The 25,697-nt window shown below is 65.5% G+C and carries 19 protein-coding genes and 1 pseudogene; 11 read left to right on the forward strand and 9 right to left on the reverse strand.

Going from position 1 to position 25,697, the window contains the following annotated elements; translation table 11 throughout:
- Positions 1-384: 384 nt before the first annotated feature.
- Positions 385-963: a hypothetical protein gene (locus MTE01_RS09635; protein WP_141377146.1), complete on the reverse strand. Its 579-nt coding sequence runs from the start codon at positions 961-963 to the stop codon at positions 385-387.
- A 300-nt stretch (positions 964-1,263) separates the two neighbouring features.
- On the opposite strand from MTE01_RS09635, the gene MTE01_RS09640 reads away from it, so the two are divergent.
- From MTE01_RS09640 to MTE01_RS09665, 6 genes are all read left to right on the forward strand, one after another.
- The gene (locus MTE01_RS09640) at positions 1,264-2,535 is read left to right on the forward strand and encodes a DNA cytosine methyltransferase (RefSeq protein ID WP_218026348.1); all 1,272 of its coding nucleotides are present in this window, start codon (positions 1,264-1,266) and stop codon (positions 2,533-2,535) included.
- Positions 2,536-2,537: 2 nt separating this feature from the next.
- Positions 2,538-3,497: a NaeI family type II restriction endonuclease gene (locus MTE01_RS09645; protein ID WP_170210671.1), complete on the forward strand. Its 960-nt coding sequence runs from the start codon at positions 2,538-2,540 to the stop codon at positions 3,495-3,497.
- 371 nt (positions 3,498-3,868) lie between these two features.
- The gene (locus MTE01_RS09650) at positions 3,869-5,926 is read left to right on the forward strand and encodes a hypothetical protein (RefSeq protein WP_141377152.1); all 2,058 of its coding nucleotides are present in this window, start codon (positions 3,869-3,871) and stop codon (positions 5,924-5,926) included.
- Positions 5,919-6,854: a hypothetical protein gene (locus tag MTE01_RS09655; protein WP_141377154.1), complete on the forward strand. Its 936-nt coding sequence runs from the start codon at positions 5,919-5,921 to the stop codon at positions 6,852-6,854. The genes MTE01_RS09650 and MTE01_RS09655 overlap by 8 nt, the downstream gene beginning before the upstream one ends.
- Before the next feature lie 13 nt (positions 6,855-6,867).
- Positions 6,868-12,282, forward strand: a complete 5,415-nt coding sequence (locus tag MTE01_RS09660; RefSeq protein ID WP_141377156.1) for a DEAD/DEAH box helicase — start codon at positions 6,868-6,870, stop codon at positions 12,280-12,282.
- An 11-nt stretch (positions 12,283-12,293) separates the two neighbouring features.
- Positions 12,294-13,256 carry a PD-(D/E)XK nuclease family protein gene (locus tag MTE01_RS09665; RefSeq protein WP_246078183.1) on the forward strand — a complete coding sequence of 321 codons (963 nt, stop codon included), beginning with the start codon at positions 12,294-12,296 and terminating at the stop codon, positions 13,254-13,256.
- A gap of 959 nt (positions 13,257-14,215) precedes the next feature.
- Here the strand turns inward: MTE01_RS09665 and MTE01_RS09670 are convergent.
- Positions 14,216-14,671, reverse strand: a complete 456-nt coding sequence (locus MTE01_RS09670; RefSeq protein ID WP_141377160.1) for a VOC family protein — start codon at positions 14,669-14,671, stop codon at positions 14,216-14,218.
- Positions 14,672-14,769: 98 nt separating this feature from the next.
- Between MTE01_RS09670 and MTE01_RS09675 the strand changes: the two genes are divergently transcribed.
- The 3 genes from MTE01_RS09675 (at position 14,770) to MTE01_RS09685 (ending at position 17,190) form a co-directional block, all read left to right on the forward strand.
- A complete protein-coding gene (locus tag MTE01_RS09675) occupies positions 14,770-15,756 on the forward strand; it encodes a helix-turn-helix transcriptional regulator (protein WP_141377163.1) in 987 nt (328 codons plus the stop codon).
- 227 nt (positions 15,757-15,983) lie between these two features.
- The gene (locus tag MTE01_RS09680) at positions 15,984-16,565 is read left to right on the forward strand and encodes a hypothetical protein (protein ID WP_141377165.1); all 582 of its coding nucleotides are present in this window, start codon (positions 15,984-15,986) and stop codon (positions 16,563-16,565) included.
- Positions 16,566-16,629: 64 nt separating this feature from the next.
- Positions 16,630-17,190: a dihydrofolate reductase family protein gene (locus MTE01_RS09685; RefSeq protein ID WP_141377167.1), complete on the forward strand. Its 561-nt coding sequence runs from the start codon at positions 16,630-16,632 to the stop codon at positions 17,188-17,190.
- Positions 17,191-17,243: 53 nt separating this feature from the next.
- Here the strand turns inward: MTE01_RS09685 and MTE01_RS09690 are convergent, their stop codons facing one another.
- From MTE01_RS09690 to MTE01_RS09715, 6 genes are all read right to left on the reverse strand, one after another.
- The gene (locus MTE01_RS09690; RefSeq protein ID WP_141377169.1) at positions 17,244-18,320 is read right to left on the reverse strand and encodes an alkene reductase; all 1,077 of its coding nucleotides are present in this window, start codon (positions 18,318-18,320) and stop codon (positions 17,244-17,246) included.
- Positions 18,321-18,420: 100 nt separating this feature from the next.
- Complete coding sequence (locus MTE01_RS09695; protein WP_141377171.1) at positions 18,421-19,977, reverse strand: gamma-glutamyltransferase family protein; 1,557 nt, start codon at positions 19,975-19,977, stop codon at positions 18,421-18,423.
- A gap of 38 nt (positions 19,978-20,015) precedes the next feature.
- Entirely contained in the window at positions 20,016-20,783 is a 768-nt protein-coding gene (locus MTE01_RS09700; protein WP_141377173.1) for an amino acid ABC transporter ATP-binding protein, read from the reverse strand.
- Complete coding sequence (locus tag MTE01_RS09705) at positions 20,780-21,586, reverse strand: amino acid ABC transporter permease (protein ID WP_141377175.1); 807 nt, start codon at positions 21,584-21,586, stop codon at positions 20,780-20,782. Before MTE01_RS09705 ends, MTE01_RS09700 begins: the two co-directional genes overlap by 4 nt.
- Before the next feature lie 2 nt (positions 21,587-21,588).
- Positions 21,589-22,455: an ABC transporter substrate-binding protein gene (locus tag MTE01_RS09710; protein WP_141377177.1), complete on the reverse strand. Its 867-nt coding sequence runs from the start codon at positions 22,453-22,455 to the stop codon at positions 21,589-21,591.
- Positions 22,456-22,619: 164 nt separating this feature from the next.
- Positions 22,620-23,261 carry a TetR/AcrR family transcriptional regulator gene (locus MTE01_RS09715; RefSeq protein ID WP_141377179.1) on the reverse strand — a complete coding sequence of 214 codons (642 nt, stop codon included), beginning with the start codon at positions 23,259-23,261 and terminating at the stop codon, positions 22,620-22,622.
- A gap of 139 nt (positions 23,262-23,400) precedes the next feature.
- On the opposite strand from MTE01_RS09715, the gene pdxH reads away from it, so the two are divergent.
- Complete coding sequence (gene pdxH / locus MTE01_RS09720) at positions 23,401-24,042, forward strand: pyridoxamine 5'-phosphate oxidase (protein ID WP_141377181.1); 642 nt, start codon at positions 23,401-23,403, stop codon at positions 24,040-24,042.
- A gap of 185 nt (positions 24,043-24,227) precedes the next feature.
- A complete protein-coding gene (locus MTE01_RS09725; protein ID WP_141377183.1) occupies positions 24,228-25,388 on the forward strand; it encodes a GTPase family protein in 1,161 nt (386 codons plus the stop codon).
- An 85-nt stretch (positions 25,389-25,473) separates the two neighbouring features.
- On the opposite strand, the pseudogene MTE01_RS17055 reads toward MTE01_RS09725, so the two are convergent.
- Positions 25,474-25,697, reverse strand: a pseudogene (locus tag MTE01_RS17055) (hypothetical protein); the annotation flags it as partial.

The raw sequence follows: 25,697 nt of genomic DNA on the forward strand, positions 1-25,697 counted from the left end.
CCATCGCGGCGTCCGACACAGGTCGCTGTCTCATACCGCTTCCCGTGCGAGACACCTGACCACTCCGCCCTGACTCGGCGCATCCCCCGTGGCGATCCCCATCCGGACAGCTATGAAGCCGGTGTTCCGCATAGAGACGACCCCCCGTCCTCCCATCTTGAGGAACCGACATCGCTGACACGATCACGTCGCTCGGCGACTACTTCGTGAGGATCGCTGGTGGACCGCTGCTCACGGTGATGGATGCGGCGTTCGACGCGAGCATTCGTACGGGAAGGCCGGTGCGGATTGCCTGATCATCGTCGGCTGGCCGGCACGATGATGAAGGGGTGCTGCTGCAAGTCACCGTTCATCGACATGTCAACGGGGACGTGGCCAGGGTGCTCACGGCTTCCAGAACCCCAGCGTGCACAGCAGCACGGCCTCGTCGTCAGCATCGGCCGGCGGTTCGATGGCTGGCGGGAACACGCCCCACTGACGCCATTCGTCAGCGTGCGGGGTGACGTGCTCGTTCATCCCCTCAATGAGCTCGGGGGAGAGGTGGAACGGGATGCCGAACTCCTCGGCGATCGACCACGCCTGGAACGCGCGGTACGTCGCGAGGTGCGCGAAGCCCTCGTCGGCCGGGTAGTCGCCGTAGGTGAAGTGGAAGGTGTCGGCGACGTCACCGGCGCGCACCGCGGCGGTGGCCTTGTCGTTGAGGGCGTCGTATGAGGCGATCGGATCGTCGCCCAGCAGGTCGACGTCGGTGAAGCGGTCGCCGTCGGTGGCCGCGCGTCCCGCGATCACGTCGGGCACCCACGCTTCGTCGTAGGCGTGACGCCCGAGGATGCCGAGGAGGGTTGGCGACTCGAGCTGGCTCCACTCCTTCGGCACGGGGGCGGAGAAGTCGGCGGGGTCGATCCGATCGACGACCTCGCGCAGTGCGGCGTCGGCGTGGAGGAAGAGAGCGGCGGGGCTCATGGTGGGGAAGGTACTCCGGGGTGGGAGTGGGGGATAGGAGGGGAGCGATGCAGATCACTTCGACCTCCGCTCATGCTCGCTCGACGATCGGTTTCGGACACGCGAGTGACCGCGTCAGCGGCGCCCTAGCAAAGCCTCACCGTAGCTCTAGCAGTACGCCCAAAGATGTTGGCGGCCGCTACCGTACGTAGGCGCGGGGAGCGGATCAACCGGCTCGACCGCCGGGGCGTGTTTCACCGTCGTCACGGCTCGCGAGCTCAGGATGCGCCGGGTGTCCCTGGCGCCTCGTACTATCGAAACGTGAGTGACACGAGAGCGCCGGAGTACACCGTAGTCGAGGTCTGCGCCGGCGCCGGGGGACAGTCGCTAGGTCTTCATAAGGCAGGGTTCAAGCACTCTCTCGCTGTCGAGATCGACCCGACCGCAGCAGCCACGCTCACGGCCAATCTCGGCGCGTCCGTCGTGGTGGGAGACGTGGCGGATCCTGAAGTATGGGATCCGCGAGATCACGTGGGCGCGACACTTTTTGCCGGAGGCGTGCCCTGCCCGCCGTTCTCCATAGCTGGCAAGCAACTGGGGTCGTCAGATGAGCGAGATCTGTTCGCATGGGCTATCGAGCAGGTGGGCACGATTCAGCCGCGCGCTGTAATGCTCGAGAACGTGCGCGGTCTCTCCTCTCCGCGCTTCGCCGGTTATCGCCAGCATGTGATCGACCGACTCGACAAGTACGGCTATGTCGGGGAGTGGAAGCTCCTGCATGCGTCCGACTTCGGTGTGCCGCAGCTTCGCCCGCGTTTCGTGCTGGTGGCAATGCGCCCGGAGGATCAAGCCTATTTCCGGTTTCCCGAGCCCAACGAGATCGCTCGCACCACCGTGGGCAATGCCATTCACGATCTGATGGCCGCTCGTGGATGGAGCGGCGCTGACGAGTGGCGCGACCTCGCAAACGGCGTTGGCCCAACCCTCGTCGGCGGCAGTAAGAAGCATGGTGGGGCGGATCTGGGCCCCACACGAGCCAAACAAGCTTGGGCGAAGTTGCATGTCGATGGGCGAGGAATTGCCAATGCAGCCCCAGACGCCGACGCGCCTTCGCCTGCCGAGTGGCACCCGCGACTGACCATCGAGATGGCCGCTCGCGTTCAGGGGTGGAAACCTGAGGACAACTGGTTCTTCAGTGGCCGAAAGACTTCGCAATACCGCCAGATTGGTAATGCCTTCCCGCCGCCCGTGGCTGAGGCGGTTGGCGCGCGCATCATTGCTGCGCTACAGAACGAGGGGATGCCGAGAGAAGATCTCGGACGGGTAGTCGACCTCCACGATCCCGTTTACCGCGCTCTCGCCAACGCATCTGATGCGCTTTCGATGGCAGATCTCGTCCGTGCGCACAATGACGGAAGCGTGGGTTCCGTCGAGAAGAAGATCACCGCGCTGTCCCATGACTTTCATGTGGAGGTCTTTACGGATGCGCTAGGCGTGACCCGTTATCGTCTTGGCGGTTTTCGTGGTTTCACGGGCCAAGATGACCACGTGCGCCATGATTTCTTGGCTCAGCACCGCAACCGGGTTAGCTGACATTGCCAGACCACCTTGCAGACCAGTGGTCATTCGATCCGGTCGCGAACGAGACCGATCAAGCCCTCGTCGACGTCTTCCGTGCTTTCGAGCGCGCTGACCCTGACGGAGCACGGACAGCCCGGATGATGCGTCGAACGCTTGACCAGCTCTATGACGGCCAAAGGACTGGCAGGTACTCGTGGGCCCAGCTGCATAAGACCGAGCGAACCCACTTCGGCACTTTGTTCGAGATAAACCTTCGTCGGGAGTTCGACGACGTGATCGACGAAGGCGCCAAGCTTGACTACCGGATCTGTCAGCACGACGTCGACTGCAAATTTTCGCAGCGGATGGGAGGCTGGATGATCCCGCCTGAGGCCATCGGCCAGCTGCTATTCGTGGGCTACGTCAATGACGCGGCCAGTGAGTTCGCCGTCGGGGTCGTGCGGGCATCTCCGAACCACCTACGCCTCGGAGCCAACCGCGACGCGAAGGTCGGTCTGAATGCAGCCGGACGTGACGCGGTCCGGTGGCTGCACCGACCTGGCGAGCTGCCGCCGAACGTGCTCCTTCAGGCTGATCCTGACGATGTCGCCGCCATCTTCGCGCCCGGACTTTCCGGTCAAGCGCGCGTCAACGAGCTCTTCCGCCGGATTGTGCGCCGACGCATCGGCCGAAACACGGTCGCCACGGTTGCTCAGCAGGACGACTTTATGAAGCGAGTGCGCGAGAACGGCGGCGCGCGCAGTCTGCTTCGCCCTGATGGATACGTCATTCTGGGAGGTGACTACGCGTTCCATCGTGGAATCGCCGAGCAGCTCGGCGTGCCGGTCCCGGAGCCAGGAGAGATGGTCAGTATTCGCATCACCCCTGCCCGCGAGGACGACGTGCGTACGATCGAGGTCGACGGCGTGGTGTGGCGCGCGGCGGACGACTGGGAGATCGTGACCGGTCCGGCGCCTTTCGTTCCTCACAAATAGCGCTGCTGCGCGTGACTTCCATCTTCTTGGGTTCGTCGCTCGGAGGTCGTCTTATCCCGATACTCGGATCAGTCGTGGTTTGAATCTGTCGCAGGGTACGAACGCTACGGGGCGCTTGAGTAGGCACTGGGGCGGCCGGCTTCGGTGTCGAACGGCAGGGAAGATGACACCGATAGTGGAACCCCGCGATGTTCCCGTGTCCCGGGGGTTGCCGTACGTGACCACTAGTTAGCCAGAAGAGGGCGCGTCCAAGCTCGAAGGTCGGACCCTGGATTCGAGTGCATGCGTATTGTGGCTAGATAACCCGGATAATGGCTCAGCGTTAATTGTGCCCCCCGCCGTCTCGTAAGGTGTGAAGGGGGAGGTAGACGATGGCGTCGGTCGATGAAGGGCGTTATGCGCACTGGCAGACGGCGCTTGCGGGGAGATTCCTAGCTGAACGCGACGGGCCCGTTGTGCTCTTCGTGGATGATGCAGAACTGGCACAGGTCGTGAGCGACGTCGCTGATCCTGGAGCCGATCTTGCCCGGGCCGTCCTGGAAATGAGGCCGACCGACCCAGACGCCGACTTCTTCGTGAAGGTCGCTCGAGCTTGTCGGCTGTGGAAGCGCGGTGACCGGACGCAACCACCTCCGGTCCTTCCGGTTCTCGCGTTGAGCGTCCTGGCAGCGACTCGTATGCACTCCGACGGACATGCCCTGTCCACCAATTACTATCTGCGCTTGGCTGAAGCGCTCACTCCTAACGCAACGCCCGGCCAACTGGACGAGCTGCGCAGCGAGATGAGGGGTCAATCGTTCTTGGACGTCGTCGAGATGTGGAGCACGCTCCACGATTGGATCGTCGCGCAGAACGGTCGCGTCGGGGCCTCGACAATTCGAACCGATGAAAACCGTCTTACGCGAGTCGGATACCCGCTTTCGCAGGCGCTGCTGAAGCGCCATGACCGCGCGGAACTGACCCGGTTCTTCCAGGCGATGAGGATCAAGAAGTTGGGCGTGCCCGACGAAGAAGAAATCTTGCGCGGCCTGGATATGTGGACGAGACCTGACCGCAACCAACTTTCGGGCACTTTCATGGAAGCTCTGCGCAGTGAAAAGTTGCGTCCACTGCTCGGGTCTCTCGTTCAGGCATATGCCGCGGCGTGGGACGGTCTTGTTCTCGCCGTCGACGGTAGGCGCCGTCTCGCTCTCAGGCTTGGGCTCGACCTTGAGCGTATGACAAAAAGGTGGCTATTCCCGATTGAGGATGGTGCGGTCGAGGTCATTACGCTCAAAGGACTCTCCGCGGACCAGCCGCCTGTGATTCTCTCGCAGAGGCCACCGTCGAGATACTACGTCGCTGAGGGGGCACCGCCGGTCGCTCCGGAGCTGATAATGCAGGGCATGCGGTTGCGCGGCGAGTCATTTGCGGCTGAGTTCCCGAAGTCGCCGATCCTCATCTTCACCCGGGACCCGCAAACCGGAGATTGGTCAACGACGGCGGGCATCGCACCTTTCGAGCATCACGTCATTGCCGCAGCTTCGTCAGAGTCTGCATCCGTAGAGCAGCTCATCGGGCGAGCCGCGGCGCCTGGTTGGTTGGTGCGCAACCAGGGGCGTAATGCGATCCTTCCCGGATTCAAGATATTTGTAGATGTTCGTTTCACTGACCCGCAGTTGCTGGCGGAGGCCCTTCGGGATGCTCCGCATCTTCGTGCCCATGGAGTCTCGCCGACGCTGACACCGCGAGCCCGCTTCGTCCGGGGCCTTCCGCTGGCGCGAGAGATTGCTCAAAACATCTACATGGTCGGCGGCGAACCGGACCTCTTTCTCCCCACGGACGAAGAGCCGCGAGTTGTGTTGCTCTCACTGGATGGAGTCGAAGAGGTCGTCATCGCAAGCGGCTTCCCCTTCGAAATTCGTAGATTTCCACAGAGGGAAGGCCTCATCCCTGTCGTCGTCGAAGGCCAGGAACTTTCATTCACGCTGCTGGCTGAGTCCCCGCTCGGACAACCGCCCGGTGCGCATTCGCTCGGATGGTCGGATTCAGGCACCCTCGAGGCTGCCTCACCGGAGAGCACGATTATCGGAGCAGTGGTAAATCCCGCTTCTGCTCGCGGCGCCCAGCTTGTCCGGAGGGGTCGCGACGAGACGTGGCTTTTGCACGAGGGCGGCGTTACCGAGAAATGTCGAGAACCGGGCCCTCCCGCTTTCTTGAAGGAGACGGGATTTGACTACGTCCCCATGCATTTCGAAGTGGCCACGAGCGGCTCGGCGCGCTGGGTAGCGCAGCGCAAGGGCGGTATTTGGTTTCTCACCGAATTGGGAGCTGGAGGGGGTCGCGAAGTGAACGCCGACTTCGATGTTCTACGTACGTGGGCTGCCACGGCCGATGGAGCGAATGGCCCAGCCTTCTGGGCACTCCAAATGGGACTCATTAATGGATGATTCTGTCGGCGATATTCTGCTCCGCTGGATGAGCGAGATCGGTTCCGGCACAATCGAGGATTTGCGCGCTCGAATCGAATGGATGTGCAGGACGGTCGACATTGACCTCCCGCCCTATGCAAGTGGGAGATGGTTGAGAGACATCTCCTCTCTTGGGCACTGTGAGCTCGATTGGGACACTGGCCGATGGTCCATCGCGCCCGCGGCAATCGTTACTCTCCCCGGCGGGGATGGGCTCGCAGTGCTCGCGGGGGAGCGGAGGTTGCGCATCCTCCGTGCTCTCACAGACGCAGAGATGTGGGTTGAGGAAGCGCGACGCGCGAGCGTAGAGGGCGAGATTCCGGTGCCGACCACCCTCTTCGCCCCGTTCTCCGCCGCAGACGAACTCGTCCAGATCGCGCGGGTTGCTGGCGCGATCGACGCTGGTTTGAGCTGTGAGAATATCGCGGACGCGCTCACGCCGATTGAACCCAGGCGACCGACCGGGCCACCGGCATACGCTTCCGAACTCGAAGTTCTCGACGCTCTTTTCCCACGCGATTGGCGAACCGTTAGCGCGAATCAACTGAACCCTCCCGAAGGGCTCTACCGTGAGCGAATTAACGGCAGGTGGCGTCATCTAACGCGTCGCGGTGGCGAGTGGTTTGACTGTGACTTGTCTGCGGGGGTGTTCGCTGAGCTTGCCCGTCGACACGAGTCGGCTATTCGCTGGCGTTCCGAACCTGGCCGGCAGGCGGCCGACATTGGAACCGTGTTTGTGGACTGGGGAGCCCCGCTTCCCGTGCTGCACCGTCGCGCGTTAGCACTGTGTACCGGCTTTCCACCGCGGCTCGGCGTCGTCGCCACCACCGCCATTTTTGAGAACGTGCCTCGTTCGATTGCGGCACGAGTTTGCACATCGCTCGGCCAGACTTTGGTCGTTCAGTGAAAGGACAACCGTGATGAACGCGCCCACCGAACGCCAGCTCGACGCCGTCCAGACGTTCGAACACCTCCGCGCGGCCTACTTCAAGTACTACGACACGCCGTTCGGACTCGCGGACCCCGTTCTGCAGGCCGAGCGCAAGGCGCTCCTGAATCGAGACGGGGGAGTGTTTCGCGAGCCCCTGCTCGAGCTCCGACCCGAATACGAGAACACAGGTCGCTCGCTGGCAGAGTCGGTGGCGGCGGTCGGGGCCGCGGCCGAGCTCGCGGAATTCGCCTCGCTGGGATTGATGAAGGGTGTCCCACAGCTCTATCGGCATCAAGAGGACGCACTACGAGCGGGCGTCAGCGACGGGCGCCATATGGTGATCACAGCGGGAACCGGGTCTGGCAAGACTGAATCGTTCATGCTCCCGCTCCTTTCTTCCCTACTGAAGGAGTCGAGGGGGTGGACAGGCCCCTCGACCCGCGGGGCCGACTGGTGGAGTGCAGATAAAGGCGCCTACGCGTCACAGCGGCAGCAGGACACCGGGCGCGCTGCGGTTCGCGCCATCATTTTGTACCCGATGAACGCGCTCGTCGATGACCAGCTCATTCGCCTCCGCCGGGCGCTCGACAGTGACGACGTGCGCGCCTGGCTCGATAAGCACCGGAATGGTCACCGCTTCTACTTTGGCCGCTACACCGGCACAACGCCTGTCACGGGAGGACGAACAAACTTCTTTGCCGTGCGCGCCCTGAGGGACTACCTACGGGCAACAGCAGCTCGCGGCAAGCGCGCACGAGAGCTTGCCGCTGAGGGTGGCGACGAAGATCTGCAGTACTTCGTGCCGCGGCTTGATGGCGCAGAGATGCGCTCCCGGTGGGACATGGCGGATGCGCCACCGGACATCCTCATCACCAACTACTCGATGCTCAACGTCATGCTGCTGCGCGACCGCGATAGTCAATTCTTCCAGTCCACGCGGGATTGGTTGAAGGACCCCGCGAATCGCTTCACGCTTGTCGTCGACGAGCTCCACACCTACCGCGGGACAGCGGGCAGCGAAGTGGCATACCTACTGCGCCACCTCAAGAGACGTCTCGGGCTGGATGATCGCCCGGAGCAGTTGCGCGTGTTGGCGGCCTCCGCATCTCTCGAACCCCATCGCGACAGCACATATCTGCACGAGTTCTTCGACGTCCAACCCGGCTCTTTCGACTTCGTCGAAGGGGCGAACAAACGACCCACGGACGTCGAGGTGGCTCCGACCGCAGACCCGGCTGAGGTGGCCGTTCTCGACCCTACCGACGCAGCAGCGGCAGCGCGCGGCAGCGGGCTTGTAGGCTCGCTTCGAAGTGCACTGTTCGCGGATGACGGCGCAGCTAAGCCCGTCGATTCGCTCGCTCGCGCCGTCTTCCCAGAGTCACCTCCGTCGGTGGCCCGAGCAGCGATTGTGAACGTTCTCGAGGGCCTTGCGGCGGCACCTGCGGAGGACGACCCGAAGCTGCGTGCACACCTCTTCTTCCGCAACGTCCCCGGAATGTGGGCATGCTCAGACCCCGAGTGCTCAGCCGTCGACAGACCTCAGGGCGGTCGATCTGTCGGCAAACTCCACGCAGAGCCAGCAACTCGTTGTGAATGTGGGGCCAGGGTACTTGAGCTCCTGTACTGCCAGAACTGTGGCGACGTGTTCCTGGGAGGATTCGCGCCAGAGGGTGAGCCGCAGAGCCCGGCCGTCCAGACGACACTACTCGCCGACGTCCCCGAGCTCGCGAAACTCCCCGACCAGGTGAGCCTCCAGCGGACGGCCGACAATTACATCGTCTACTGGCCTAATAATCAGGCGGCGCTTCCTCACCTCGACAGCACGACTTGGAGTCGGGATGGCAAGGCCGTCACCTACGAGTTCCGAGCCAGTCGACTCAACTTCATCTCGGGCGAGCTGCTCAATACGACTGAAGGACACACCGGCTGGAGCTTTCACGCGCTCATTGCGCGGGATAAGAACGGTAAGCCGAAGCGCGACGTGGCCACGGTGGGGCCGTTCCCCACTCAGTGCCCGTCATGCGGAGACGACTGGGAGATCAAGTACGGACCGCATGGGGCGCTGAAGGCAACGGACCCGCTCACTCAACGATCGCCCATCCGCGCGATGCGTACCGGTTTCGAGAAGATTAACCAGGTACTGACGACCGAACTAGCGAACGACTTGAGCGAGCGCGAACGGAAGCTCATCGTCTTTACCGACAGTCGGCAGGACGCAGCGAAACTCTCCGCGGGTCTGGGATTGCGTCACTATCAGGACTTGCTGCGTCAACTCCTTTATGTTCAGCTCACAAGCGTTGGCGACCCCGCGACTGATGTTGCATTGGCGCAGGCCCATTACGCGGGCGTAAAAACTCCTGAGTCTTGGGCCGCAATCGGGCGTCTGGTCGCGCGGGACGGCGCTTCGTGGACGGCGCTTCGCGACATCTGGGAGGGTAGCCCGCTCGTCGATAAGTCTCGCGAGTCGGCCCTGGTTGCCGAGCTCTCAAAGGGCGTCACTTTGAGTGAGTTGTCATCGCTCGTTGCCACGGACCTTCTTGCGCTGGGTATGAGCCCTGGTGGTCCTCACGCGAGTCTGACAAACAGGAAGGGTGTCAGCTGGTCATCCCTGTATAACTGGCACGTGACGCCGCCGACGCCCCGTGCGGGTCTCTCGGAAGGAGAGCGCTCGTTCATCGAAGAGATCGGCGCATCGCTTCAGAGCGAGATTCTCGAAGGCCTATACGCCGGCGGAGGTCGTGATTTTGAATCGACAGGCCTCGGCTGGTTGGCGCTCGCTGACGATACGGCACCTGTCGATGCCACAGAGTCGTCGATTGGGAACGCGCGAGCCGCGCTACGCATTCTCGCCGACCAACGTCGCTTCCAAAGGATTCGTACCGTGCGCTCAGATGCACCGCCTCGTCTCCGTAATTTCTGGAAGAAAGTCGCCGATGAAATCCCGGATGACCCTGACGCCTTGCGTCAACTTGCTTTGGGTCGCGCGGGCGGTGCAATTCGGGACTACCTCATCGATCCTTCCAAGGTTTCCATTCGACTTAGTGACGGCCGAGCTTGGATCTGTGAGCGTTGTCGTAGGCAGCATCTGACACTAGGGAACGGTTACTGCACGAAGTGTGCCCTTCTGCTCCCGGCGACGCCGGTCGCTGTCGTCAATGACGAGGACTACTACGCCTGGAAGGCGAAGAGCGAGGACGGGAAGTTTCGGCTCAACTCGGCGGAGCTCACGGGTCAGACTGACCGGATTGACGCGCAGAGTCGCCAAGCGCGCTTCCAGGGTGTGTTCCTTGATGGGGATGAGAATGCCACGACGGACGCTGTGGACCTCTTGTCGGTCACCACGACCATGGAAGCCGGCGTCGATATCGGGTCGCTCTCGGCCGTTGTGCTCGGAAATATGCCCCCGACTCGCTTCAACTACCAGCAGCGGGTCGGTCGCGCGGGTCGCCGCGGGGCGCCGGTGGCGATTGCGCTGACTATCTGCCGAGGTCGCAGCCACGACGAGTATTACTTTGAGCGCCCTGACCGCATCACTAATGAGCCGACTCCGGCCCCCTACCTAACCCTGGATCGTCCCGAGCTGTTCGACCGCTCACTCCGAAGCGAAGTCCTGCGTGTCGCATCTGATCAGTATCTATCCGTGAATGACGGAGACGAAGTCACCGCGAACGTGCACGGTGCCTTCGGTCGGGTGATGGACTGGGCAAGCACAATCAGGCCACGTCTCGAGAATTGGATGACCTCGAACCATAAGACCGTGGCATCGATCGCAGAATCGTTGGCATCGAGCACCGCATTCGCCGGAAACCCGTCCGAACGCGTTGATGCAGTTCTCGGCGCGCTTCTGACGGACATCGACGATGCGGTGGTCGACGGGGGGCACGATGACCTAAGTCAACTTCTCGCTGGCGCGGGTCTACTGCCGATGTTTGGGTTCCCGACGTCAGTTCGGTACCTGCATCTGGAGCGCCCCAAGAACTCATACCCATGGCCGCCTAACGGGGTCATTGACCGAGACCTCAGCATGGCGGTTAGCCAGTTCGCGCCCATGAGCGAAGTGGTCCGAGACGGCAAGGTCTATCCCGTCGTCGGCGTCTCGGCGTTCAACCCCGTCAAGGGGCAAGCCCCACACCCTGTCACCGATCCGCTGGGGAACCAGACCAACCTCTCCATTTGTCGCACGTGTTCTTACCTTGGCGAAGTTATACCTGGCGGCCCCGACACATGCCCCCGCTGCGGCGCCGGGCCGTCGTACTTCACAGCTGTTCCCCTCCGGGAGCCGCTGGGCTTTCGAAGCGGGCAGCCGAGCGACTTCGACGGGAATTTCTCCTGGTCGCCACGCGCGATGGCCGCGCGGGCGATGGCCGACCCCGCTAACCTCACGGAGTCCGCGACGGGACACGCGCAGGTGCTTTCGGGCCCCGCTTCTCGCTACGTGATCAACGACAATGGGGGACGCCTGTTCCCGCTCCGAGCAACTGCGGCTGGCGGGCCAAATTGGGGCGGATACATATCCGTGCAAGCAATTGAGCAGGGCCTAGTGCGCGAGACCTTCGCGGCAGGAGAGCCGCTCGAGGTCGCTCTCGGCGCCGTCCAGCACACGGACTTCCTCTTCATGGGTGCAATTTCACCGACGGACGCGGAGAAAGGCCTGAGGCTGAATTTGGTCTCGAGCATCTCTCAGCCCAGTGGCGCCCCTGATGTAACAGAAGGTCGCCGAGCAGGGTGGTACTCACTTGCCTTCTTGCTACGGACGGTTGCCGCCACGAGATTGGATATCCTTCCGCTTGAACTTCAGGCCGGCATCTACTCCGGCGTCACTGCCGAAGCGGAGCCGACCGTGCAGGCGTTCCTCGCGGATACGCTGGAGAACGGCGCAGGGTTTAGCACGCACCTTGGATCGGCGGCCTTTTTGCCCGAGTTCATGGGGGCCGTCGAGGATTACTTGAAAGAACTCGAACTGCCTGACCATAGCAATGCCTGCAACTCGTCCTGCTACCGGTGTCTCCGCGATTACGGGAATATGGCTTACCATGCCCTTCTGGATTGGAGACTCGCCCGGGACCTCTTCAGTCTGCTCCGTGGCGAAGGGCTGAATACTGACGACATTGAAGAGGCGCGTGCGCTTGCTACGTGGGCCGAGGCCTACAACGCCACGATGCTCGACGTCCCCGGTGTTGCGGCCGCCCAGCGCAATGACCAGTACGGTTCGTACACAGTCGTCCTGCGCCACCCATACGAAGGCTCAGACCCGTTTATCATGTCGGAACGGCTGGCTGTGGCGCTTGCTCACATTGAGACCACCGATACGTCGGACGGAGTGGTGTTCGTCGACTGGTTCACGCTCGATCGGGACCCGCGCCGCGTACTCACGCTTATAAAGGACGCGGCCAGCAGTTCATGAGCTTCACACCGATGTGGGTGTCAGCAACTGCCGCAGGGCGATTGTTGACATGCCCGGTGTCCGTCGCTCCACGCGCAAACCCCACGATCCCGACGGCGACAACTCCGAATAACGCAGGGTCGCTCGCGCACCTCGCGCTCGGAGTGTGGCTCGAGTCGGGCGGGTGGAAGGGCAAGGACCCGGGTACTGCGCTCCACGCGGCATGGGATGCGGAGGCCGCACGGTGGGGCGTCAACTGGCGTCGGCTACGCGAAGGCGTGGTGGTCCGCGCACGACTCGGCTTGCGGGCGGCAGACCTCGCGCAACTTATCAAGAACGCGGGCATCCGTGCGCGGTCCGAGGTCTTTCTCACAGATCGCGCGACAGGCATCTATGGGGCGCTCGACGTGATAGTCGATGGCGGGGCTGGCGGTGGCGCTGTGATTGATCTGAAAAGCGGGAGAGACGTCGTCGGAGACCTAGACGCGGCCGCCAGAGTTCAACTACTGATGTATGCCCACCTCTTTCGACGGGAGTACGGCCAATTGCCGGCCACCCTGATCGCGTTCAGTCTCATCCGGGGCGCCCTGCCAATTGAGTTCTCCCTCGAGGAAGTGGACGAATTGATCGAGCGGGTGGGGGGAGTCCGTGCGCTGCAAGACCCTGTCGCAACGCCTGGTCAAGCCGTGTGCCGCTACTGCTCGCGGAGGTTGCGATGCGAGCCGCACTGGGTCGCTGCGGAAGAATGGTCGAAGCCTGACTGCTTAGAAGGGCAGCTGACAAAGATCGAGCGAGCAGCGGCTGGAATGACTGCAATCCGTCTGAAGACACCGACGGCGAGCGAATGGGTCACTAATCTTGACGCCCAACAGGCGGCTAATGCGCGCGCAATTGGTGAGCGCGTGCGCGTCGTTCGGGTTACCAAACGTCGCGACACTGAGTGGGTAGCATCGCCTGTCACCCGGATCGCAACGCACTCGTCGACCCCGGATTAGTCGATCACGTCGCCCACCTTGCCAGCGTCCTAATATCGATGGGTTCAGCTATCGGCTCCAGGGGTGTGGCCGTCGTACTTCCCCCAGCATCAGGATCCGTTATGCAACTCGCATGGTGAGCACAACCCTTGCAGTCTCCGTCCACCCGATCTGGGTCTAGCGCGTTGCGACAGCAACCAGTCTGAGCTCTGCAGGCCGCCTCATAAGCCGCGCGCGCGACTCGGCCTGGTCGCCGGAAGTCCGCAGTCAGGAACCCCAGCGAGCGTCGGCGGTAGACCCCCTAACCCGGTCTGGCCGGACGACCTCGAGACACCCCGCCACGCGCCGAGCCAGCCGGGGCCCGTCGACCAGACGCTAAGCACTCCGCCGGTTCGACGGTCTGCTCTACGGCCGCGTCACCTACGAGCTGACGAAAGGCGCGTTGCGCCGACCCGAGTCGGTGGAGTGGCCTGACTGATTCGACGGCAGCAAGGTCACGTTCTCGGAGGTATTGGATTCGATGCAACAGGTCGTGGCATCCGGAGCCCTCGACGCAGTCGACTCGAACGCCGAACTCGTCCGGGGCTAGGTCGTCGACGCCGTCCGGCGGCTGAGAGAGCAGTCGGGGTGGGGCATCGCGCTGGGTGGCGTGATGGTCCCCGTGGCGCTCGCGGCGCACGTGCTCATCGATGAGTAAAAGTTCGTCGTGCATCCGGTGGTCGCAGGGCGAGGACCACGGCTGCTCGATGGCGTCCGCGATCAGATGCACCTCGGGCGCGATCGCGCAGCGCTACCGGCCCATCGCAAAGGAACAGGGCCCCGCGCGAACTGGTCGCGCGAGGCCCTGGCATCAGGAATACAGTTCTGGGGTAACGGGTAGTCGGTGTATCCGGTTTCGCCGCCGCAGTATACGAAGGTCTGGTCGACCTCGATCTCGTCGGCGCCCTCCTGCCAGCGGATACGCGCCGCGACCGCACACGTCACTCTGCGGTGACCGACGCGCTCCACGTCACGCCGAAGCGGTCGGTCAGCATGCCGAAGCCCGCGCTCCACGCCGAGGCGGCGAGGGGTTCGACGATCGTGGCATCCGTCGACAGGGTGTCCCAGTAGCCCTGGAGCTCCTCGAGGGTGGGGGCGCTGATGGAGATGAACAGCGACTGGTCGGTGACCGTCGTGTTGTTCTCGCGGTGGGTGGAGCCGGGGGCGGCGATGCCTCCCTCGGTGCGGCCGGGGATGTCGTAGCCCATGATGCGGAAGCCGTTCTCGCCGGCGACCAGGCCGAAGACGACCTTGTCGGCGCCGGGGATCTCGGCCGGCATGCCGAAGTCCGCGTAGGTGTTGACGACGAGGTGGCCGCCGAAGACGGAGTGGTAGAACTCGAGCGCCTGGCGGGCGTCGCCGCGGAAGTTCAGGTGGGTGGTGGTCTGCACGGGCATGTCTGCTCCTCGATGAATCGGCCGGGATCGGCTCGGGAGATCACGTTCCCACCCGTATAGGTCAGTTTCTGTCCTAGACCATGACTACCGTCGGACGCATGGCCACGACGTCGCGATTGCTCACCCTGCTGTCGCTGCTGCAGGCCCGGCGGGACTGGCCGGGGTCGGTCTTGGCCTCGCGGCTGGACGTCAGCGACCGCACGGTGCGGCGCGACATCGATCGCCTGCGCGAGATGGGCTACCGGATCGAGACGACGATGGGCCCTGACGGGGGATACCGCCTCGACGCGGGCGCCGAGATGCCGCCGCTGCTGTTCGACGACGATCAGGCGCTTGCGGTCGCGATCGCTCTGCGCGCGGCTCCCGCGTTGGGTGCGGACATCGGCGAGGCGGCGGTGCGCGCTCTCGCGACGATGCGGCAGGTGCTGCCGTCGCGGCTGCGGCATCGGCTCGACGCTGTGGAGGTGACGACGGTGGGCCGCCCGGGGGAAGCGCCGGTCGCTGCCGTGCCGCTCGAGGTTCTGCTCACGCTCGCGCAGGCGGTGCGCGACCGGGTCACGGTGCGCTTCGACTACCTGCCGAGGAGTGGGGGAGAGGCCCCGCCTCGTCGGATCGAGCCGCACCACCTCGTGGCGTCGGATGGCCGGTGGTACCTGCTGGGGTGGGATCTCGAGCGGGAGGACTGGAGGCTCTTCTCGGCGGACCGCGTGCGCCCCCGGGTGCCGCACGGTGCTTCCTTCGTTCCACGGGTCGTGCCGGGCGGGGACGTCGACGCGTTCGTATCCGCGCGGTTCAAGGGATCGGACACGAATGAGTGGCCCTGCCGTGGGACGGTGCTGCTGCATGCGCCGGCGCGGGATGTGCAGCCGTTCGCGGGCGACGGCACCGTCACCGCCGTCGACGACAAGCGCTGCACCCTCGAGGTCGGGTCATGGTCGTGGGGTTCGCTCGCCGCATCGTTCGGGCGGTTCGAGGTGGCGATGGAGGTCGTGGAACCGCCGGAATTGGCGGAGGCGTTCGCGGTGCAGGCGGGGCGGTTCGCGGTCGCGGGCTCTTCCGCAGGGGAACCGCGGCGAGGAAGCTAGCGGCATGACTCAGCCTCACCACCACGGAGTGTGCACCGGCGAGTCACCGGTCGGCATGGCGACGAGCGCATCAATCGACAATGTGCTCAGAAATTTGCGCGGGTGTGCAGCACTCCCCCGGGTGCTCGGGCCCGAGCTGCTGGCGGCACTGCCGGTGTCGCCAATGAAAACCGAACCGTCTCGAATTCAGTAGCCCGCCTCGCCGGGCCCGGCCGTTAGCCTCAGCTATGGCCGATACCAAGCAAACCAAGACCATCGGCGAGCACTACGCGGCAGCCGAACTGGCTCGGCGCGGCTGGGCTCCCGCCTTGACTCGAGACGGACTCGAGCGAACAGACATCTTGGCCGTCATGGCTGAAGGCGCGGGTCGCCGACTTGTCGAGATCCAGGTCAAGACCGCGCGCGGCGAGAAACCGGGGCGCGTCAGCTGGCCGCTGGGGAACAAATCACAGGCCCCTAGTGCCCATGCGCGAGAGTATTTCGTCTTAGTGGCCGTCCCTCTGGATCATTCCGTGAGGCCCCGCAGCTTCGTCGTTCCACGTGTGCATGTAGCCGCGGCAGCGTGGATTGCGCACATGAATTGGTTAACCGATCCTGACGCGCCCATCGGAAAGCGAAATGCGCCGGTAGACCGATCGAGGGTCGGAGTGAACACCTTCCTCAGGTACGAGGATCGTTGGGATCTACTCGAGATCGACCAGGCGGACGCGCCAGTCCTGTTGCCTTCGATCTATCGGGAGTATGCACTCTCGCCGCGGGTAGGACTACGGAAAGACCACGAGTGGCAAAAAAGCTTGCCGGAATGGTGAAGGTCAGGAGGGGGTCGAGCGCATCGCCGCCGCCTGGTGGGGAAGAAACAGATTGGCGGACGGCATGACCCAGCCCCTCCGCTACGCCATCAACGTCACCCTCGACGGATGCGTCCATCACGAAGCGGGCCTGCCGCCGGACGCGGAGTTCATGGCGTTCTGGACCGACGAACTGCGCCGCTCCGACACTCTGCTCTACGGACGCGTCACCTACGAGCTGATGGAGGGCGCGTGGCGTCGACCGGAATTGGGGGAGTGGCCGGACTGGATGGATGCCAGTGAGGTCGCGTTCTCAGAGGTCATGGATCCGATGCGGAAGGTCGTGGCATCCGGGACTCTCGACGCAGTCGATTGGAACGCCGAACTTGTCCGGGGCGACATTGTCGAGGCCGTCCGGCGGCTCAAGGAGCGACCGGGACGGGGCATCTCGCTCGGTGGAGTGAAGCTCCCCGCGACTCTCGCGGCGCACGGGCTCATCGATGAGTTCACGTTCGTCGTGCATCCGGTGATTGCGGGGCGTGGGCCGCGGTTGCTCGAGGGCGTGCGGGATCAGATGAAGCTCGAGCTCGTGGATCGGTGGGAGTTTCGCTCGGGCGCCAGCGTGCAGCGCTACCGGCCGGTGTGATGCGAAAAGGCCCCGCGCGAACGAGTCGCGCGGGGCCTCAAAAGCTGATCGGATCAGCCTTGCAGGAACGGGTAGTCCGTGTAGCCGCGCTCGTCGCCGCCGTAAACGGAGGCCTGGTCGACCTCGTTCTCGTCGGCACCCTTCTGCCAGCGGGTGACGAGGTCGGGGTTGGCGATGGCGGGGCGGCCGACGGCGACCAGGTCGGCGAGGTCCTTCTCGACCACCGAGACGGCCTCGTCGCGCGTGGTGACGCTCGAGAAGCCCGAGTTGATGATGAAGGTGCCGCCGAAGGTGCGGCGGAGGTCCTGGATCAGGTCGCTGGCGGGGTCGGCGTGCAGCACGCTCAGGTACGCGAGGCCCAGGGGGGCGAGGCCCGACACGAGCGCCTCGTAGGTGGCGCGGGTCTCGGTGTCGTCGGTCTCCCAGACGTCCTGGATGTTGTGCGCGGGCGAGATGCGGATGCCGACGCGCGTCGCGCCGACCTCGGACACGACGGCCTGCGCGACCTCAATGACGAAGCGGGCGCGGGCCGCGGGGGATCCGCCGTACTCGTCGGTGCGCTGGTTCGACGCGGGCGAGAGGAACTCGTGCAGCAGGTAGCCGTTGGCGCCGTGCAGCTCGACGCCGTCGAAGCCGGCATCCACGGCCTTGCGGGCAGCGGCGACGAACTCGTCGCGAACGGTTGCGAGCTCCGCGGTCTCGAGCGCGTGCGGCACGGCGTAGGCGACCTTCGTGCCGTTGGCGAGGCGCGTGTCACCGTCGATCGCGATCGCCGAGGGGGCGACGATGCGGTCGGTGCCCGTGATCTCGGGGTGCGTGACGCGTCCGCCGTTCATGAGCTGCATGAAGACGGTGCCACCCTCGGCGTGCACGGCGTCGGCGACCTTGGCCCAGCCCGCGGCCTGAGCGTCGGTCACGATGCCGGGCTGACCCGGGTATGCGCGCGACTCATCGCTCGGGAAGACACCCTCGGTGACCAGCAGGCCGATGCCGGCGCGCTGCGCGTAGTACTTCGCGACGATCGGACCGGGGACGCCGTCGGCGCCGGCGCGCAGGCGGGTCATCGGGGCGAGCGAGACGCGGTTGCGGACGCCGATCTCTCCGACGGTGGTGGGGCTGAACAGGCTCATGGGTGTCCTTTCGTGGGGGAACAGAACCGAGTCCCCCAACCCGATGACCTCGACGGGCATTCCAGGAACGCACGAATTCTCAGGCGTGCCAGAGAAAACCTCAGCCCGCATACCCCCGCACACTCGCCGCGCCATCCGAACGCGGGTCGCTGCCGGCGTCCAGGCCACCGTCGGCCCCCACGATGACAAGATTCGCGTGCCCGACGAGCTCGTCGGCATCCGGAGTCTCGATGATGTGCAGGCGCGTCGCCTCGAGCGAGGCGCGGGCGGGCGCGGCGAGGTTTCCCTCGACGTAGATGTCGGAGGGGGTGTCGCCGTCGCGCTGCGGGCCCACGATGGCGCGCGGAGCCGACACGGCCTCTCGAGCGGTGGCTCCCGCCATCGCGCGCAGCAGCGTCTGCGCGTGGATCTGCGGCTGGCCCTGGCCGCCCATCGTCGCCGAGACGAAACGCAGACCGCTCGCGTCGTCGACCATGACCGGCATGAGGGTGTGGAGCGGGCGCTTTCCGGGGGCGAGGGCGTTCGGCGACGCCGGGTCGAGCGAGAAGCCCGTGCCGCGGTTGTGCAGCAGGATGCCGGTGGAGGGCTCCACGACGGCGGCTCCGAACGCGTGGTAGACGCTCTGGATGAGCGAGACCGACCACCCCGACGAGTCCGACGCCGCGATGCCGACCGTGTCGCCGCGGGGGCGGCGGAAGCCGGGCAGCACGGGCTCGTCGCCGTGGGCGGTCGCGTCGCCGGTGAGCAGCTCGGTGACGTCTCCCGAGGTGACCCGCGGGTCGGCGAGCAGCTCGTCGCGCACGAGGTTCGCGGCGAAGAAGCGCTCCATCATGCGGCCGAAGTCCGCACCGAGGGGGTCGGCGATGCCCTGTCGCTCCAGCTCGCCGAGCACCCGCAACAGCACGAAACCGTGCGTGTTGGGTGGGCTCGTCAGGACGCGATACGAACCGAACGAGGTGGTCAGCGGTTCGACGACCTCGGGGTGGAAGAGCAGCAGGTCGGCCGCCCCGATGCGCGAGCCGAGGCGCGCGAGACCGTCGACGAAGCCGGCGGTGAGCTCGCCGTCGTACAGGGCCGCGGCGCCCCCGTCGCGGATCGCCTCGAGGGTTTGGGCGAGCACGGGTTGCACGAGGGCATCGCCCTTCACGGGCAGGCCCTGCGCGAGGAACGTGTCGCGGAACCCTGCATCGAACCCGATCGCGGCCTCTTCTTCGCGGAAGGCGGCGGCGAGCGAGCGCGACACCGGGACTCCGTCGCGGGCGGCAGCCACGGCATCCGTGAAGATCTCCTCCCAACCGAGCTGACCGCCCATGCGCCGCAGCACCTCCCACCCGCGAACCGCGCCCGGTACCGTCACCGTATCGATGCCCCGATACGGCAGCACCTCGCCGTGCGCTTCGCGCATCGCCGCGCGATCGACAGCGGATGCCGCGGGGCCCGACGCGTTCACGCAGCGCGTGCGCCCCGAGGGGTCGCGGACCAGGGCGATCAGGTCGCCGCCGATGCTGACGTTGTGCGGGTAGACGACGCTGAGGGTGGCCGCGGCCGCGAGGGCGGCATCGATCGCGTTGCCGCCGCGGGCGAACGCTCGCTCGGCGGAGCGGGTGGCGTCGGCGTGCGGAGTGGCGATGGCGCCGGTCAGGGGCGTGCGAGACATGGGTGTTCCTCGGTGGATCGTGCGGGGAGGGGAGAGGGTCAGAGGATCTTCGAGAGGAACGCCTGCGTGCGCGGGTGCTCGGGCGCGGCGAACAGCTGGCCGGGCGGGGCGACCTCGACGATCGCTCCGGCATCCATCACCACGACGCGATCGGCCACCTCGCGGGCGAAGCCCATCTCGTGCGTGACCACGACCATGGTCATGTGGTCGGCGGCGAGCTCGCGCATGACGTCGAGCACCTCGCCGATCATCTCGGGGTCGAGGGCGCTGGTCGGCTCGTCGAACAGCATCAGCCGCGGCTTCATCGCGAGAGCCCGGGCGATCGCGACGCGCTGCTGCTGACCGCCCGAGAGGTTGCTCGGGCGGGCGTCGGCCTTGTCGCCCAGACCGACGCGCTCGAGGAGCGCCTGCGCCTGCGCGACGGCCTCCGCCTTCGCGACACCGCGGACGCGCACGGGCGCGTGCCAGATGTTCTCGAGCGCGGTCATGTGCGGAAAGAGGTTGAAGTGCTGGAACACGAACCCGATCTCCTGCCGCTGCTGCCGCAGGGCCGACTTCGTCGCGGGCACGCGTCGACCGTTCGGCGCGATCCGGTAGCCCATCGGCTGGCCCGCGACCGTGAGGTCGCCGCCGTCGATGCTCTCGAGGCCGTTCATCGTGCGGAGGAACGTCGTCTTGCCGGCGCCCGAGGGACCGACGAGCACGACGACCTCGCCCGGCTGCACGTCCAACGACACGTTGTCGAGCACCTGACGCCCGCCGAGTTCGCGGGTGACGTTCTTCGCGCTGACGAGGGGATCGGTCATTTCAGGACTCCCGAGTCGGAGAGGGTGGTGACGGGGGTGAGGGGCGCCGACCGACGACCCCCGAACAACCGCTGCCACGGAGACGCCGTGGTGACGATGCCGACGCGGGCGTTGAGCTTCTTCTCGATCGCGCTCTGGATGATCGTCCAGATCGTGGTGAGGGCGAGGTAGTAGATCGCGACGACCGCGAAGATCTCGAAGGTGCGGAAACTCGCGGCGCTGATGCTCTGGGTGACCAGGAACATCTCCGAGACGCCGATGACGCTCAAGATCGACGTGCTCTTCATGAGCCCGTTGAACGAGTTGCCCAGCGGGGGAACCATCAGCCGCAGCGACTGGGGCAGGATGATCCACCGCATCGCCGATATCCCCGACATGCCCAGCGCCTGCGCCGCCTCGGTCTGACCGACCGGCACCGAGTCGAGGCCCGCGCGGATGATCTCGGAGATGTACGCGCTTTCGTTCATGATCAGCCCGACGATCGCGGCCTGGATGGCGGCCTTGATCAGGATGCCGCCGAGATCGACGTCCTGGAACCGGAACACGTTCGCCGCCGCGAACCCCGTGTAGATGATCACGAGCTGCACGAGCAGGGGGGTTCCGCGGATCAGCCAGATGTAGAGGCTCGCGATCACGCGCAGCGGCGCGAACGTCGAGCGCCGCATCATCGCGATCACGAGACCGACGACGAGCGCGCCGGCCATCGCGAGCACCGAGATGAGCACCGTCAGCGCGAGCCCCTGCAGGAAGGGCGCGCCCGGGGTGAGCAGGTTCTTCCAGAAGAAGCCCCAGTCGAAGTTCACCGTCAGTTGCTTCCGTTGTACGCGAGGGCCTCTTGCCCCCACGTGCTGAGGATGTTCTCGTAGTCGCCCGTCGAGACGAGGTCGTCGAAGGCCTTCTGGATGGCCTCGTGCAGCGCGGTGTTGTCCTTGAGGGTGGCCGCGCCGATGTCGATCGCGTCGGTCGGGTCGCCCACCATCTCGATGCCCGCGGTGCCCTGCTTCTGGTAGTAGCCGATCAGCTCGGCCGCGTCGAGGTACGCGTCGAGCTGTCCGCTGACCAGCTGCTGGAAGCCCACCGTGGCCTGGTTGTTCGTGCTGATGTCGAGGGGCTTCTTGCCCTCGGAGGTGCAGGTCGTCGACTGCTTCTCGGCGAGATCCTGAGCGGTGGTTCCGACGGTCACCATGACCTTCTTGCCGCAGAGCGAGTCGTCGAGGCCGGTGATGCCGGCATCCGCTCCCTGCTTCACCGCGACGCCGGTGGCGGAGGTGAGGTACGGCACGAAGTCGACGACCTCTTTGCGCTCGGGCTTGATGTACAGCGAGGCCATGATGACGTCGCACTGCTTCGCCTGCAGGCTCGGGATGAGCGCCGAGAAGTCGACCGTGACGAAGTCGGGCGTGAGGCCGAGGCGACCGGCGACCGCTTTGGCCAGGTCGATCTCGCTGCCGACGAGGTTGCCCGACTCGTCGGTGCTGATGTTCGGCGGCGACCCCAGGTTGGTGGTGCAGATCGACAGCGTGTCGGCCGACCGCAGGGCGGTGGGAGCGACGGTCGCGATGGTGGATGCCGTGTCTGCTGCCGGCGCCGGGCTCGAGGAGCACGCGGCCAGGCCGAGGGCGGCGATACCGGCGACCGCGGCGACTGCGGCGATGCGAGTGATGGTGTGCATGGAAATCTCCGTCGATGCTCGATGCTCCGCCACCTCGGGAGTGACGTGCGGAGCAGGCTATCAAGTGATAGGTAATGCGTCTATCAATTGATAGAGGGCGCGTGTTGCGCCCGCATTTCGCGACGGTGTCACCCCCGAGAAAAGTCGGGGGGAAGGGGCGGGGACTACTGCGAGAAAGAGACCGCGCCCTCGAGGCGCGATTGGGTCGCAGAACGCACGTCTTCGAGACGGAAAGGATCGACGAGCACCGCGCGCAGGATGAAATCCGACACCTGAAGGGGGCGGTGGGCGACCGGCGCCGACGCATTCGTCTCGCGCTCGCGCATTCCTTCGAATTGCAGACCGGTGATCGCGCGCTGGACGAACTCGGCGTCCGCGTCCATGAATTCACCCGCCTGGATGCCGCTCGCCACGAGCTCCCGCACTTCTTCGTGGAAGCGCGCGATCGCGAGTCGCTGATCCTCGAATTCCGGCTCGGTGAAGATCGCGTCGCTGTAGTAGCCGCGCGCGTCGTAGGGGAGCGTCAGGTAATCGTGCGAGCTGATCGTGAGGAAGTAGTGGAAGCGCTCGGCCCACGACGCGTCGAGAGCCCGGGCCTCTTGCAGACGGCCGAAGGTCTGCGCGAGGTCGGCGTCGACCAACTCCGACAGAATGACGTGCTTCGCGGAGAAGTGGTAGAACAACGACGGCTGTCGGATGCCGACGGCATCCGCGATCTCTCTCGTGGTGGTGCCGTAGTACCCGTGGCGACCGAAGAGGCGGGCGGCGTGCACGAGGATCTGCTGCCGCGTTCCCCCCTCTTCCATGCGGCGATTCTATCGGCCGCTAGATCGGGGCCTGTGACGCGGAGTGTCTTCGAGGGCCGATATGTCCCTGTGCCTGTCGACGTGGTCACCGCCGCGCAGTCATACGCTGGGGTCCCAGCCACCCACCGGAGGACCCGCGATGACCGAGAACCCCCTCGCCCACCGGCTCGATTACGACCTCGACGCTCTCGACGACGGCGCGCTGTCGGCATCCCCTCTCGCTCTTTTCCAGCAGTGGCTGACGGATGCCGCGGACCTGCCGGAACCGAACGCGATGGTGGTCTCGACGGTGGATGCCGAGGGGCGCCCGACCTCGCGGACGGTGCTGCTGCGCGGGGTCGACGACGACGGTGCCCTGTGGTTCTTCACCAATCGGGAGTCGCGGAAGGGGAAGGCGCTCGCCGCGAACCCAGCGGTGTCGGTCCTGTTCCCCTGGTACGCGCTGCAGCGTCAGGTGATCGTGCTCGGCACGGCCACGCCCCTGCCCGCCGAGCGTGACGACGAGTACTTCGCCTCGAGGCCGCGCGGATCGCAGCTGTCGGCCTGGGCGAGCCATCAGTCGGAGCCCGTGGCATCCCGGACCGCTCTCGAGGAGCAGATGGTCGAGGTGTCGGCGCGGTTCGCCGACGACGAGGTCGTGCCGCGCCCGCCGCACTGGGGCGGGTATCGGGTCGAGCCGCGCGAGATCGAGTTCTGGCAGGGGCGCCCGTCGCGGCTGCACGATCGGGTCGTCTTCACCCGGGATGGGGACGGGTGGGTGGGGCAGCGCCGGCAGCCGTGACGCTCACGGGCGGAGGAGAATCCGCGAGCGGAGGGTGGAAGGGGCGTGAGGCTTCCTCCCGTCCCCTAACTTCCTCCCCTCGCGCAAGGGGCACCGCGAGAAAGCCCGCACCGGGCCTCGCCCCGTAGATTCGATCCATCCCGCAACCGCGGGTCGTTCGTGAGTCACCGGGGGTAAGCCACACCATGGCGAAGAAGAACGCCGACACACCCGACCTCGACCAGAAGGCCTTCGTCGAGGCGAGATCCGAGGCGAAGTCGCGGTACGGCCGGTTCAACCTCGCGATCGTCGGCGCTTCGGGCGTGGGCAAGTCCTCCCTCGTCAATGCGGTGTTCGGGCGCGACTGGGCGAAGGTCGGGCGCGGCCTGCCGGTCACCCGCGGCGTGCACTTCCACAGCGACGACTCGCTCGGCATCTGGGACGTCGAGGGCTTTGAGATCGGATCGCCCGTCCCGCCGGATCAGCAGTTGCGGAACCACCTCGACGCGATCGCCTCCCACCCGGGCGACCACCAGATCTCGGTCGTCTGGTACTGCGTGAAGGCCAACGACGACCGACTCACCCCGGCCGACATCGCCATGATCCGCGAGCTCGACGCGCGGGGGCTGCCGGTGATCCTCGTGCTGACGAAGGTCGACTGGATCAAGAACCCCCTCACCGGGCACCAGGGCGTCGCGAAAGACGTCGAGGCGTTCGTCGACTGGCTCAACGACCCGGTCGATCCGAACACCGGCGAACGGCTGCGCATCCCCTATCGGCAGGTCATCCTCACCTCCACCCGCGACAGGCACGGGAAGGGGAAGGGGCACGGCCTCGGTGACCTTGTCACGCAGACCCTCGACCTCGCGCCCGAGCGCGACAAGGACGCCTTTCGCATCGCACAGCGACTCAACCTCCCGTGGAAGAGGGAGATGGCGCGGCCGATCATCGCCGCGGCGGCCGCGGCCGCAGCGGGGGCTGCGACCGTTCCGCTTCCTGTCTCGGATGCTGTCACGCTGGCGCCGATCCAGCTGACGATGATGGGCCGCATCGCCGCGATCTACGACCTCGAGGTCAAGACGATGCTTTCGGCCGGCGCGCTCGCGCAGTTCGGCGTGCAGGTCGCGGGGCGGGCGCTCGCGACGAGCTTTCTCAAGCTGATCCCGGGCGCCGGGATCGTCGTGAACGCGGCGGTCGCGGGTGCGTTAACGGCGGCGACGGGCGAGAGCTGGCTGAAGATCTGCGAGCTTTTGCACACCGGCAAGATCGACGTGCGCAAGCTCGATCAGGAGTGGGCGAAGTACGCGCCCAGCTTCATGGACGTGGCACGCAAGCTCGTGGAGCGGCGCGTCACGAAGAAGAGCTGAGAGACACGTCGAGCGGGGACGCGCCCGACCCGACAAAGAACGATGCCCGCCCCGGAGGGGGCGGGCATCGTCTCTTTAGCGACGCTCAGTTGTGAACGCGGCGGCGCTTTCCGTACAGGAAGATGCCCGCGCCAGCCTTGAGCGCGAGGGCTCCGGCACCGACGAGAGGCATCACGTCGGCGCTACCGGTCACGGCCAGCTTCGACCCGGACGCGACACTCGACGAGCCGCCGACGGGGGCGGCACTCGACCCGTTGCCCGCGGGAGCGGGGGTCGGGGTCGGGGTCGGGGTCGGGGTCGGCGTGACGG

The organism is Microbacterium testaceum (assembly GCF_006539145.1).
Lineage (GTDB): Bacteria > Actinomycetota > Actinomycetes > Actinomycetales > Microbacteriaceae > Microbacterium > Microbacterium testaceum.